Annotated in this window: 14 protein-coding genes and 1 tRNA gene; 6 read left to right on the forward strand and 9 right to left on the reverse strand. The window is 42.1% G+C overall.

The annotated features are described in order from the left end of the window. Window positions 1–277: 277 nt before the first annotated feature. From ABIE29_RS00080 to ABIE29_RS00095, 4 genes are all read left to right on the forward strand, one after another. Complete coding sequence (locus ABIE29_RS00080; protein ID WP_429616181.1) at window positions 278–1,120, forward strand: DUF6387 family protein; 843 nt, start codon at window positions 278–280, stop codon at window positions 1,118–1,120. Window positions 1,121–1,295: 175 nt separating this feature from the next. Beyond that, window positions 1,296–1,514: a helix-turn-helix transcriptional regulator gene (locus ABIE29_RS00085; protein WP_429616182.1), complete on the forward strand. Its 219-nt coding sequence runs from the start codon at window positions 1,296–1,298 to the stop codon at window positions 1,512–1,514. Between the two features lie 24 nt (window positions 1,515–1,538). Then, window positions 1,539–1,844, forward strand: coding sequence for a hypothetical protein (locus ABIE29_RS00090; RefSeq protein WP_429616183.1), 306 nt, complete (start codon window positions 1,539–1,541; stop codon window positions 1,842–1,844). A gap of 142 nt (window positions 1,845–1,986) precedes the next feature. Then, complete coding sequence (locus ABIE29_RS00095) at window positions 1,987–2,319, forward strand: hypothetical protein (RefSeq protein WP_429616184.1); 333 nt, start codon at window positions 1,987–1,989, stop codon at window positions 2,317–2,319. A gap of 9 nt (window positions 2,320–2,328) precedes the next feature. Here ABIE29_RS00095 and ABIE29_RS00100 read toward each other — a convergent pair whose 3' ends face one another. Then, window positions 2,329–2,871 carry an acetyltransferase gene (locus tag ABIE29_RS00100; RefSeq protein ID WP_429616185.1) on the reverse strand — a complete coding sequence of 181 codons (543 nt, stop codon included), beginning with the start codon at window positions 2,869–2,871 and terminating at the stop codon, window positions 2,329–2,331. Window positions 2,872–3,017: 146 nt separating this feature from the next. Continuing rightward, window positions 3,018–4,520 (reverse strand): MobQ family relaxase, encoded by a 1,503-nt coding sequence (mobQ, locus tag ABIE29_RS00105; RefSeq protein ID WP_429616186.1) that lies wholly within the window; start codon window positions 4,518–4,520, stop codon window positions 3,018–3,020. A gap of 793 nt (window positions 4,521–5,313) precedes the next feature. On the opposite strand from mobQ, the gene ABIE29_RS00110 reads away from it, so the two are divergent. After that, window positions 5,314–5,706 carry a hypothetical protein gene (locus ABIE29_RS00110; protein ID WP_429616187.1) on the forward strand — a complete coding sequence of 131 codons (393 nt, stop codon included), beginning with the start codon at window positions 5,314–5,316 and terminating at the stop codon, window positions 5,704–5,706. Then, window positions 5,699–6,031 (forward strand): conjugal transfer protein TraD, encoded by a 333-nt coding sequence (locus tag ABIE29_RS00115; RefSeq protein WP_429616188.1) that lies wholly within the window; start codon window positions 5,699–5,701, stop codon window positions 6,029–6,031. The genes ABIE29_RS00110 and ABIE29_RS00115 overlap by 8 nt, the downstream gene beginning before the upstream one ends. A gap of 170 nt (window positions 6,032–6,201) precedes the next feature. Here the strand turns inward: ABIE29_RS00115 and ABIE29_RS00120 are convergent, their stop codons facing one another. The 7 genes from ABIE29_RS00120 to cutA form a co-directional block, all read right to left on the reverse strand. Next, complete coding sequence (locus tag ABIE29_RS00120) at window positions 6,202–7,707, reverse strand: hypothetical protein (protein WP_429616189.1); 1,506 nt, start codon at window positions 7,705–7,707, stop codon at window positions 6,202–6,204. Further along, window positions 7,664–8,788, reverse strand: coding sequence for a DNA cytosine methyltransferase (locus ABIE29_RS00125; RefSeq protein ID WP_429616190.1), 1,125 nt, complete (start codon window positions 8,786–8,788; stop codon window positions 7,664–7,666). The genes ABIE29_RS00120 and ABIE29_RS00125 overlap by 44 nt, the downstream gene beginning before the upstream one ends. 89 nt (window positions 8,789–8,877) lie before the next feature. Next, the gene (locus ABIE29_RS00130) at window positions 8,878–10,122 is read right to left on the reverse strand and encodes a tyrosine-type recombinase/integrase (protein WP_429616191.1); all 1,245 of its coding nucleotides are present in this window, start codon (window positions 10,120–10,122) and stop codon (window positions 8,878–8,880) included. 179 nt (window positions 10,123–10,301) lie between these two features. Next, window positions 10,302–10,377: transfer RNA gene (locus ABIE29_RS00135), tRNA-Phe, on the reverse strand. Between the two features lie 143 nt (window positions 10,378–10,520). Continuing rightward, the gene (locus ABIE29_RS00140) at window positions 10,521–11,096 is read right to left on the reverse strand and encodes a transcriptional regulator (RefSeq protein ID WP_429616192.1); all 576 of its coding nucleotides are present in this window, start codon (window positions 11,094–11,096) and stop codon (window positions 10,521–10,523) included. A 41-nt stretch (window positions 11,097–11,137) separates the two neighbouring features. Continuing rightward, entirely contained in the window at window positions 11,138–12,853 is a 1,716-nt protein-coding gene (locus ABIE29_RS00145) for a protein-disulfide reductase DsbD (protein WP_429616193.1), read from the reverse strand. Beyond that, window positions 12,829–13,152: a divalent cation tolerance protein CutA gene (gene cutA, locus ABIE29_RS00150; RefSeq protein ID WP_021807588.1), complete on the reverse strand. Its 324-nt coding sequence runs from the start codon at window positions 13,150–13,152 to the stop codon at window positions 12,829–12,831. Before cutA ends, ABIE29_RS00145 begins: the two co-directional genes overlap by 25 nt. Window positions 13,153–13,277: the final 125 nt, after the last annotated feature.

The following is a 13,277-nucleotide window of genomic DNA, read 5'->3' on the forward strand; positions in this document are numbered from 1 at the left end:
GTATTAACCATCTGAAATAAATGTAAAATAATCATAATTACCTTAAGTATACCAACCAATGTACCATCAATTTATATGCGTGATCGCAAATAAAGTCAATTATATTCAATTGGTTATGACAACATACCTTGCTAAACCTCACTGAACAATCTTCAAGTCTGGACTGATTGTTCCGCTGCTTTTCCCTGCTCTATTCAATAGATTACCGTCACCAAATTCGATATGTTTACTCATAACATATCAAAGCGATAAGTAAAGCCAGAAGGATAGATGCCTCATGACCAAAGCGGAGATAGCCAGCGCTGTTAATGAATGGTTCAACATTGAAAATTACAGCGTCCTGCAAAATTTGACAGTGGAACAGCTTTTCCAAGAGATAGAGAACAGGATTGTCGCCTATCGTATGGAACAAAACCGGGCTGAGCTGTCTCCTGAAAACCTTCGCAGGCATCAGAAATATTACGAAGAGCTGATTGAAGGCAAGGTCGTGTTTGGTGATGTTTTCGGGGGGCCAGAAAAAAGACTGTCTTCCAGCTATGCCATCAAGCCTGTCACACACCAAGGGCTATGGGAGGTGGCGGGTTATGTGGCTGCTTTCGATAAATACGTTAACCCGGAAGGAAAACCCCTACCCCATATGGAAGTCTCACACTATCTAAAGGAAGCCGGGTTAAACAACGAGGGGCTGATGCTGGTTCAAATTAATCTGGCGGAAACGTCATCTGAAGAAATCATCAATCACCTGAAAGTAATGGTTCCTGAGTGGAAAGAACAACTACAGGCTCCTGAGCCTCCAGCCAGAGATTTTCGCTTTGGGGTCAGCAACCTCAAAAGAATACTCGATTACAACATCATTCCCATCATGGATTTGCTGTTCTGGGCGCAGGATGAAGAGGTCAGGATTGGTATGCCGCAACTGACCAGCTTTTTATACCCTGATGAGTTTAAAGACGGTATTCGTGATGTTGAAAAAGTGAAATCAACAGATCATCCACTGGCAGTCAAGTATCTGACAAAGCTTGCTCAATATCAGTCTTTTGTCGATTTTACATACAGATACGACGACAGAAGACACTGGAAGGTTCAGGATCTCATCACTGATGAACTCGGCGAGGACTGACATTCCCGGAGGCGGTGTGCTGCGCAATGCAGATATCGCCTACATTCACTCAACCTGAACATACCCTATTTTTATCCACCAAAAAATCTGCGTAAAAAACTCTTTTCTGAACATCCCTCTTAAATCACAAGAAAAATCCATACAATTATCTCATCGAACAACACAGGAGATAAATATGATCAAAACCAATAAAGAAAAACACCCAAAGCTTATTCGTTTACCAGAGGTAATGAACAGAACCGGATTCGGCAAAACGTGGCTCTATGAGCTTATTAAGGCAGGTCGTTTTCCCGCACAGATAAAAACAGGTATCAGGGCGATTGCTTTTATTGAGAGTGAAGTGGACGAATGGATCGAACAGGCTATTACGGCCTCACGTGAAGTTTCAATGTAAAACGTTAATAATAAGGTGGTTATTATGATTCTAGAAATAAAAACAACAAAGCAGTTTAATGCAGTGGCAGAAAGGCTATTTAATGAGAACATAAGTAAACTGAGGGGAGATATGCCGGGTTTTTATAAATCGCTGATGAAAAATAAGAAAGAAATGGACAGGTTCATTGAGATTATTATCGATCTGACGAAAGAGCATTTTTATAAAGGACATGATGCACAAAGTGGATATTGTCTGTTCAGAAATGTAAGCCAGATAAAAGCGAGGGCATTTTTACATTCACTGGCATTCACTCACCGGTATATGTATAAAAATATCTTCTCACTGTAAACAGGTGTATCCTGACGACTAAATAATCACGATAAGTTCCTGCCATCATTTAATGATGAGGGTTGCTTATACCTGATATTGATGGCGTCATAAATAAAAATCAGATGTTAACAACAACACTTAATGAAAGAGAGGTAATAATATGTTCAGTTTTAGAAATGAAGCAACGGGTATGTTCTTTGGTATGACATTGCAAATCTATTCAGATATGTTTAACTTGGCAGATGAAGAGACGCAACGTGTGATATATACTAAGGTAATGGACCCGGAATTTATCAACAGTTTTATCGGGCTGGCAATCATCATGGCTGAAAAATGTTTTCGGGATTCTGTCTGGAAAGAAAATACAGAAGAAAAACTGGCAGAAGTCGATTTCAGAGAAGTAAAGCAAGCGTTGTTCAAGTTGTCTTCAGAAGAAGAATGTGATTACCTCATAGATAACCACGTCCATGATGTCCACATGGACGTGGTTTAAAATTATTATCTATTCAATAATAACTAATTCACGCCGTATACTTCCATATTTTTCCACAAGGGAACAACGATTTAAATCCAATTTACATCTTGAACCTATTAAAACAGTGAGATCCCAAATATCAATATCAGTATCCTCACTGTCGTTATATTCTTGTAATGTCCATCTCGATACGCTTAGAGCGGGTTCACCGAGTCCTTCAGCAGTTTGATATCTAAAACAAACATCAGAATCTTGATCTGTAGAAAGATCAATACTATTAAATATAGGGCCACACACATATCGCCCACCCAATTCCGGTGGTTGAGGATAACCTATAGCAACATCAAATATATGGTTATCCATTTCTATCCATGAATGATCAAAGCATACCTTATTAGAGTATGAAAAAACTTCACCAATTTTTAATTTTGGATTCAGTCCCAATTCGGATAGTAATATATACATCGCTGCGGAAGTTGAATGACAGGCACCTGTGAAATTATTATCTACAACATAGTCCAACATAGATTCATAAATATCTTCTAAAGAAATCATATTTGTATTGTTCATAACGCATCCTGCTATGTTACGGGGGTAATTGAAGTGATGACATACATTTAGTATAAGCTCGAGGGGTTCTAAAATAAAGTTTTTTATAAACAGTATCAGGAAGAAAATATAAACGTATTAGTATAGTTAAAGTTAATATAATGAGTTCATCCATTTCTTCGAAATCCCGGCGGCCTCAATTGTATGGTGTTGTTCTTGCTGGGATACGATATAGATTGGGTGAGATCCATACCATGATCGTGTTCTGGTAGTTCATTTTTAGGACGGCTTGGGAAACGGCTGATCTCATCCGGTGCTGGTTTGTAGTCATCTTGATTAAACTTTGCTTGTTTCTCATATTCAGCACGAGAAACATGATGACCTAATACTTCATCAAAGACATAGTTTTCAGCAATACGTCCATCATGTTCCTCACTGATAAGATCATTTTGGACTTTGTTTGCTTTAGCCCATACAAACTTTTGCTTGAAAAAATCTATGACAAGAGCCGTGAGGCGTTTAAAAATATTATCCTGACGTGGAGTAGCCTTATGATTTCTTTCATGGTCAGGGGCGCTTCTGGATGCCCTGTTTGGTTTTTTAGAAGAGGTTGTTTTCAGAAGAGTATTTGTTCCAGATTCAGAGATACTAACGGTTGGATTTTTAGTAGCAACGACCTTACTGATTTTTGTTTTATCACGGTAAGATTTAATCCCACGCATACGAGTATGAGGTGTTGGTGCAACCAATACAGGTTTTTGTTCATCACCATTGGAACTAATTGAACGTGTTTCAGGGATTATGATCTCTTCTGGCTCAGCAAGAACAGCCACAGTAAAGCTTCTGACATCAACGACGATTTCAAGGTCAAGTTCGCTGAAGGTCTTATAGACTTCAACCGCTTCCTGCTTCGCTGCGTCACGAACAGCTTGTTCTGCGGCTCTTTGCTCCTGAGCTGCTTTACTACGCCATTTAGCACTATGAATGCGTTTCATTGGAGGGCGGTTTGTTTCAGCAGCTCTGGCAAGCCATAGCGCTTTTTCTTCATTATCCAGAGCAATCGCAGCTTTCTCTAATGCTTCACCATGTTGGGTTTGAAGAGAACGATGGTCAATACGTTCTGATGAACCAGTGGCAGTGAGGTAGCTGTTAGCCATAGATGCCCATGATTCACGCCAAAAAATAGACATTTTTCTGTCGTTCCAGCTTCTTTCTTTTTTGCCAAAGCCTTCCGGGCCTATGGTTTTGAGCGTCAACATAACGTGAGCATGTGGGTTGTCGCTATCGAGATCATGAAAAGCGATATCGGCAATCATGCCTTTATCAACGAAATTTTTCTGGCAATATTCAAGGACAAGCTTTTTCTTGTCGTCATTATTTAACGCGGCAGGAATGGCTAAAACGAAATCTCGAGCCGTTTGACCATTACTTTGACGCTCAACTCTTTCAACTTCATTCCACAATGCGGTAGAGTCTTTTACAATATATTCTGGAGCATTAACAGGTGCTAATATAAAATGCCCGCATAAATCAGTACAGCGGCTATAATCATACGTATCACCTGTTCTTTCATCTGTGATTCTGCAACGAGCATGATAGGCAGCTTTCGCAACGGAAGACTTGCCTTCAGAACGTTTCACAATTTTAAAATCAAGATGAAAAATAGCCATATAATAAAAATAACCTCAATATAAATTTAAGTATCAAACAAAAATATAAATCTCCAATGCGACTATGCTGATTTTAGTTTTTCGCAAGAAAAACTCTGGTGTTGACGTTGACCTTGTTTCCGAAGGAAACGGTGTTAGCCTGCGGCAGCAACCGTCGGTAGACCCCACACGCTCACGAAGTGAGTGTATAGGTGGGCATTGCTTTATTTTTATATCTCCTAAAGGAGCTAAAAATAACGACAATGTAAAAAGTTTCTCTATGCTTAAATAATAACTCTAGTTTTAAAATATGTGAAATTTACAGGGCAGTAATCGGATGAATGGCTGAGGTAGGATAATAATATTGGTTTTTAGTCTTTAGATATCGCCCGTAAGGGAAAAAGTATTTTTTTCCCTCCCGCCGTAAGGCGGGAAAGCTTAAATAAGATTAAATTGTGAAAATAACAGATGATTTTATGCGTTGCACAATTCACAGGTTAAGACTAAAAATAAGAGTTTAAAAGCAACAGGTAAAATAGTTTCCATTAATTTGAGAAAATAAGTAACGCGAAGAGTATCAGGTAATTAATATTAGTGATTGCACTCGTATGTGTTGGATGTTTTTATTTTGAGCTTACTGGCATAATATTTTTAAAACCAAAACACCATTTCTTCGGGATAAATTCCATTATTAACAGAACAAATCTATCAGCAGGCGATTGTTTTGAACAATCTCCGAATGCTTCTAATTTGATTTATTCGAAATTAAATTGTATTTAATATGAGTATTCAAAATAATAAAAGGAGCAGAGTGATGACAGATAGATATTTAAATTTTATGGGGCTTGATTTTAATGAGATAGCTGAGAAAAAGAAAGAATTTAAAGGATTTGAAAAAGGGATACGGATAGACAACGAAGATGTGGAAGATGAGATGTTTTATTTTTGCTGCTTCATGGACTATTTTTATGAAAAGTATAAACTTGTTTCGTTTTCGTCCTATCGTCACTTTTGTACCTCTCTTCATGATTACCTATTCTCTCTGTTATATATCAATAATGAAAATACAGTGGTGAGATTAATTGGTTTTCACCCCGGCAGATTATTCTGGTATACCGCTGATATTTGTAATGATGAAACATTTTACTTACTTAACATATACTACAGGGACGAATGGACGAACAGGAAAGGAGAAATAAATGCGTGAAGATAAAGATGCTGCGTCTGTTGAACAGAAAAGCAGGAAACCACGAACTGAAAAAACAATAAAACAAAAAATAGCATCAGCACAGATGTGTCTGAATCGTTTAAAGAGTAAGGAAAAATCTCTAACCAAGAGTGCTGAAACACGGTTGAAGATTATTTTAGGTGCAGAAGTGGCTAAAGCTATGGGCTGTAAAGTTGAAGATGTCGATAAGAAATTTGTACTTGGATTTTTATTACATTTTAAAAATGTAAGTACTGAAGAAAAGATAAAGTTTCAGTTGCGTGGAAAAAAATTTCTTGCAAACATGATTGGTAGACAAGAATGAACACTCTCAAAAACAATCATCGGTTAAATTATTATATTTACCTATTTATACATCACCAAAAAATATATATCTTAACCGATTCACAGTTCCTTCAAATAGATGAAAAGGGTCTATGACCCTTTAGCACTGAAATGACTATAAATCATCTCTACACGATAGAATAATATGTTTCATATTATATTAGCTAAATGTTCACAGTATTTGGAAAATTTGGGTTTATCATCCTCTTCAAACCACATAATCCCAACAAGTCTATCTTTGCACAAGTATTCCTGAAGCCACGGTATACATTTAGGTTCATGGGGATATACAAGACACAAATTTACATCATACCCAATTATTTTTTGGTATCGGTATCTATATTCATATAACTGGCTAATTCCCTTACGGCTTTGACTTAAGAGATTTTTATCATCAATGCTTTTTACTTCAAAGAGAAATTTTTCATTATTTCCTAGTTTCGCATAAAGATCTATATGCTCATTTTCAAGTGAAAGTGCACCTTTTGAACTTAAGTATTCATTAAGTCTTTCAAGTAATATTTTATGTGTTAGATTCGCACGCTGACGCTTTATTTTAGTAAGTTCAGGATCAACATACATTTTATTTTTATAATTATTCATTTTTATTGACACATCTCTATTTATTTCTCTTAAGTCATACAGTCTATCTGAAGAAAAAATATCTATAGGTTTATCTATATCAATGAAATCAGCCTTATCATTAACGGGAATATCACTTTCATGCGTTAATTTAAAAATTGTTTCTTGGTCCAAGGTCTTTAACGCATCATAATAATTTGACCATGAACACGATCTTAATTCATCAATTAGATCTTTTTCGCTTTCAATATTATCAAATTCATCAAACTGAACTTTTATGTTATTTATAGTATGTATTTTTTCAAAAATAAAGCTTCTCTCTATTTTTGTGATAGGTGTTTTAAACTTTATTCTTGATCGTTCGATTTCAAAAATCTCTGTATGCCTCAATATATGGAAACGACTTTCATATCTCCCTTGGAATTTCTCCGATTTATTTCTTATTGAGGTTAGCCTATTTTCTATCACTATCTCATCTGGAGACGAACTTATATTAATACTCTTATCATTTGCTAAAATAAAGATCTCTTCATATGATATGCTTGCATCAAAAATATCTTTTTCATTTAATTTAGCATCCGCAAGAATTGCTTTACATATTAGTCTAAGTGGTGATAAATGAATTCCTTCCCTTATGAAACCAAGGGTTCTATCTTTTGTGTTTGCTTGGATTCTGAGATTAGAACTACCAGAGCTGTACGCTACACCCATACCATTTGGATACTGAAATATTGCTAGCTGTATTAATAGAAAGGCGGGAACATTAGGCTCTTCATTAACTAAAAACCTTTTGGCCGCTTTGCTCAAGAAAATATGCCACACGCCGTTTACGATAGCTAGTCGATATAAACCTAAATATGCAGGATACGCGCTAATTTCATCTCTAAATTTCGAAGCATCACGGGCAACTTTCGTTGCCCGTGGACTAATTTTCAATAATTCACTCTCGATAGCCATCCTATCGTAAGGATGACCATCAAATTTGTTAAAAATAGTAGCTATATCAATCAGCTTTTCAGGCCAATCATCACTACTTGAATGTATTTTGTGGCTGAAGAGATCTGTTATCAACATTTTTAAAGAACTCCAAATCAAGAATATCTATAAAATCATCAATATTTCTTTCTGTATCAATAGAGAACATTTCTTTTGCAACATGATTTGCAATTAGTGCACCAAATAATGGTGGAACAGCATTTCCAACTTGCCGGATTATATGTCGACCAGTTCCATAAAACTCCCACCAATCCGGGAATGTTTGGATTCTAGCACTTTCTCTAGGAGTTACTTCGCGTGGCTCAAAAGGATGAATATGACCTTTTCCCCCACCTGCATCTGACCCCACAATTATTGTATAGCTAGGTTTATTAGGATCTAATTTATTGATTCTTGTTTTATGATCTCTTTCACCATGTATTAATGATGTGTATCTGTCTACAATTAATTGACTGTGTTTTCTTCCAACATGCCCATTAATATAAGCCTTTGACTTCCAATCAGTAATTGGTCTGGGCAAGTCTGTCAACACTTGTTTAACTGTGTTAAAAGCTTTAAAACCAAAATTCAAACCATCTTTCTGGGCATGTGTTGGCATCATAGGATTTATTTCTTTCCCTTCCAATGATCCAATAAAAAATATCCTTTTCCTAAATTGTGGAATGCCATATTCAGCGACTTCATACTCATGCACTGATATTTTATACCTACCATCCATTGATAAAACTTTAGCTAACTCCCTATAAAGCTCACCGCCATGAATACTTTTTAATCCAGCTACATTTTCGAAAAGAAATCCTCGCGGCCTTAATTCATTAATTAACCTTACATATTCAAAAACTAAATTACCACGAGGATCTTCGAGACCTTTACGTCGGCCGAAAACAGAAAATGATTGACACGGTGGACCGCCAATAACAAAGTCAATTTTTTTATCGCTAATGATTTCTTTAATTGTTGCTTTATTTATTTTTCGAACATCTTCACATAAAACTGGATGTTCTTTAACATAAGCTTTTTTCCCCTGATTAAGCTTTAAGGTTTCGCAGGAGTGGGCATCAATATCAGAAGACAGAATGATATTATAACCTGCAGCGGAAAACCCAAGATCTAGCCCCCCACCACCAGAAAAGAAACCTAATGTATTGATATTTAACATTTAAAATTCTCTTTGAATAACTTTCTTTGATAGTTTACCATAACATCAACACTGTGTATACATACAGTTTGTTAGGGTATTGGCATTCTTTAGTTGCATAGATGAAATGGATTAATGAATTCATCTGATACTTTATCTAAGTAATCTGCCCACCATTGCACCATAAGACGTCTTTCATCTAAATGCTCAGCAAGATGGATGTAAGCGGCGCGAACGTTATTACGCTCCTGATGGCTCATTTGACGTTCAACAGCATCTTTTGACCATAAACCGGACTCGATCAAGGCACTACAGGCCATAGAGCGGAAACCATGACCACAAACTTCTGTTTTGGTGTAATAGCCCATTTTACGAAGCGCGTTATTGATGGTGTTTTCACTCATTGGTTTATAAGCATAGTGATCGCCAATGAAAATGATTTCCTGATCGCCACTGAGCTTCTGAATTTCTTTCAGGGTTGCTATTGCCTGCTTGCTTAATGGAACAAGGTGAGGGGTTTTCATCTTAGAGCCACGGCTGGAGTGTTTCACTCCTTGTAGTTCTTCACGTTCTGCAGGTATGGTCCAGAACGCATTCTTGAAATCAATTTCAGACCAACGGGCAAAACGTATCTCACTGGAACGAACAAAAGTCAGTAAAGTGAGTCGAACAGCAAGGCGGGTTAGCTGTCTTCCTCTGTAGCCCTCAATGCGGTTGAGAAGCTCTGTAATGCGTTCAAATGGAAGAGCCGGGCGATGGACTCGTTTTGCTGTTGCAATGGCTCCAGCTAAGTCCTGTGCAGGATTACTATCGATAATACTGTTATGGACAGCATATCGCATGATAGCGGTGATACGTTGCTGGATACGAGCAGCAATCTCAAGATGCCCGGATTTTTCAGCCGCCTTAATTGGTTGAAGTAGGTCACGGGTTTTGAGGTCGGTAATGTTTCGTTTACCAATGACAGGGAACACATGGTTGATAAGGCTGTTCAGCACTCTCTCTGCATGAGTTTCTGACCAGTTGATGTTGCTTGCATGCCAGTCTCTGGCAACGGACTCAAAAGCAAGAGCGCCGCTTTGCTCTACCTTTTCTGATTTTTTCTTTTCGGAGGGGTCAATACCAGCAGCAATTAATCTTCTGGCATTATCTCTACGGTTACGGGCATCAGCAAGAGTGACAGCAGGGTAGACCCCAAGAGCCAGTAGCTTTTGTTTTCCTGCAAAGCGGTATTGTAGACGCCAGTATTTGGAGCCATTGGGATGAATAAGAAGATGCATGCCGTTGCCGTCAGTGAGCTTTACAGGCTTGTTGGTGGGCTTGGCATTTCTTACTTTGACATCAGTGAGAGCCATCGTTTACCCCTCCCAGTGATGGTACAAAACATATCGAACTAACAATACCAACAGATATACCATCAAGGCAATGTGGATGTTGATGAATGTTAGTGAACGTCAGTGAGGGGGATAAAATAGATAGTTTGTTGACTTTAAAAAGAAAAACGGACGTCAATGGACGTCCGTGTATGAATAAGTGGTGCCCGGACTCGGAATCGAACCAAGGACACGGGGATTTTCAATCCCCTGCTCTACCGACTGAGCTATCCGGGCAACGGGGCGCATTAAACCGTATTGGTCGTGCGGCGTCAACGGATTTGTGACAAAAAACGTGAAAACAGCGCCGATTGCTGGCTTTTCAGGCAAAGGTCGTGTAATTCTGCCTCTGTTGCCACCAGGTCACGGCGTTGCACGCTTTAGCTTAACGCTCCGAACTGACGGCACTGGGCAATATGCAAGATATCTTCGGCCAACCGCTTGGCGACAGCAACATCCTGCAACTGGCGTTTTATCAGCAGCTTGCTCAGGCAGCCTTCCTGCACCAACTCCATTTGCTGCGCTACCGAGTCGGCGTCATCGGCATCCATCTCACGCAACAGATCGCGGGTGAAGTCCAGCGAGGTGATCTTCTGCTGCTCGGCCAGTTGATGGATCGGGTGGTCGCTCTCTGGGAAGAAGCTACAGGCGGCAATAAACAGGCAGCCAGGGTAGCGTTCATTCTGCACGTGCTCTGCCAGCACGTCATAACGCGCCAGCAGCTTTTGCTGCGGGCTCAACGTCTCATCAAGTTGCAACTGGCGGCGCCAGGTATCAATCTGCTGGCCGTGGTAGCGCAGGCAGTCATACAGCAGAGCCTCACGGTCCGGCCAGAACGGTTTGAAATCGCTGTATGGCACACCCAGCTTTGCTGCCAGCATTTCCAAGGTGGTGGTCGCCAGGCCCTGTTTTTCCAACAGCTCCAGGGCTGTATTTAAAACCTGTTCACGTTGCACTAGTGCTCCCTCCAAAAAAATGTTCTGAAACTCAGTGTCGTTTACCGAGTGGTTTTCTGCAAATGTGCGTCGAAGGCTTCCGCGTTCATAAAGCCCGTCACGCGGGCTGCGGGTAACTCTTTGCCATCTCGGTCAAAGAACAAAATGGTCGGCAAGCCAAGCACCTGCAAGTGCTTGAGCAAGGCTGCCTGCTCGGCATTGTTGGCCGTTACGTCGGCCTGCAGCAACACCGTATCAGCCAATTGGGCCTGCACTGCCGGATCGCTGAACGTATACTTCTCAAACTCTTTGCAGGCGACACACCAGTCCGCGTACAGGTCCAGCATCACCGGCTTGCCCTGCGCCTGTTGCAGCGCCTGGTCAAGCTGCTCAACGTTATTGATACGGGTGAAATTCAGATGCGGCAGGGCCGCCTGTTCAGAGGCGGTGCTACCGAATGCCCAGTCTTGCAATGGGCGCGCCGAAATCACCAGCGCTGCCAACAGCAACACCTGGATGGCTCGCGTCCAGCCACGGGATGATTTCAGGCTCAGAACGAATGCCCAGCCGAAGAATGCCAGGCCGAGCAGGCTCCACAGGCGCAGCCCCCAGACGTCGCCGATCACCCGCTCAAGCAGGAATACTGGCAGCGCCAGGATCACAAAGCCAAAGGCTTCCTTGACGTACTGCATCCACGGGCCGCTGCGTGGCAGCAGGCGGTTGCCGAACAGCGTCACAATCACCAGCGGGATACCCATCCCCAGCGCATACAGATACAACGTGCCGCCACCGGCCCACATATTACCGCTTTGGGCGATGTACAGCAGGATGGCACTAAGCGGGGCGGTAGTGCATGGTGAGCAGATCAGGCCTGCCAGAGCGCCCATCACAAATACGCCAACCAGCGAGCCGCCCTGCTGAGTGTTGCTCCAGTTGGCCAGCCGCGTTTGCAGTGAAGAAGGTAGTTGTAAGGAATAGCAGCCGAACATGGACAGAGCCAGGGCGACAAACAGCACCGACAGACCGATCAGCACGTAAGGGTGTTGCAGCGCGGCCTGGAACTGCAACCCGGCGGCGGCCACCACCAGGCCAAGCAAGGTGTAGGTCAGCGCCATGCCTTGCACATATACCACGGCCAGCACCAGAATGCGCCCGCTGCTGTGTGGCCGCTCACGGCCCAGAATAATGCCGGAAATCAGCGGATACATCGGCAACACGCAAGGGGTAAACGCAATACCGATACCAATCAGCAAGGCCCACAAGGGCGAGAAGGGCAGATTGGCGGGGGCTGTTTCCGTGGGGGCCACGGCGACCGGTGTTGCTGGCTCTGCGGCAAGCGCCACCGCGCTCAGCGGGATCACGCGGGTTTCCGGTGGATAGCAGAAACCGGCTTCAGCGCACCCTTGATAGGTGACGCTCAGGCTGGCATTGTCACCCGCCTGCAACAGGGGAATGTTCAGGGCCAATGGCTCCTTGAATATCGCCACCTCACCAAAGAATTCGTCTTTGTGCTTCAGCCCGGCAGGCAGTTCAAATTGGCCCAGCGTTGCCTGCTGCGGCACCAGTTTGATTTGCTGGCGGTACAGGTAGTAACCGGGGCGGATTTGCCAGCTTAGCGTCAGCTGGGGCCCCTGTTGTTTAAAATCAAAGGCAAATGCCTGATCGACGGGCACGAACTGGTTACCCGCGTTTTGGCCGAACAGTGAAGCCTGAGCCGCAGTGGGCAGGAAGAACAGGCTACACAGCAGCAATATCAGTTTAATGAGGCGTTGATCCATGACAGGTAATCTTTATCTCCGGCCATCACCGGCAGCACCAACAGTTCGGGTGTCTGGTACGGGTGATGTTGTTTCAGGTAGGTGAGTAGCGCCTGTTGATGCTGGCGATCGCTTTTAAACAGCATCTGCACTTCGTATTCCTGTTGCAGTTTTCCTTCCCAGTAATACAACGATGTTGCTCCGGGCAGCAGCGTGGCGCAGGCCGCCAGTTTCTCCCCCAGGACGCGTGCCGCCAGCTCTTGCGCCGTGGCCTCATCGGGTGCGGTACAGAGTATGACGATAGCTTCGCAATCAGACATCTTCGGCCCTCTCAACCAGGTTTGGTAACAGGGCACTATACCCTGAAGCGGTGTTGGCTAGAAGGTTAGATTATCAGCAAGGGGAGAATGGGGAGGGGAAAGCGGGGCCGGAACCCCGCTGGAGG

The sequence above is a fragment of the Serratia sp. 2723 genome (assembly GCF_050434425.1).
Classification (GTDB): Bacteria; Pseudomonadota; Gammaproteobacteria; order Enterobacterales; family Enterobacteriaceae; genus Chania.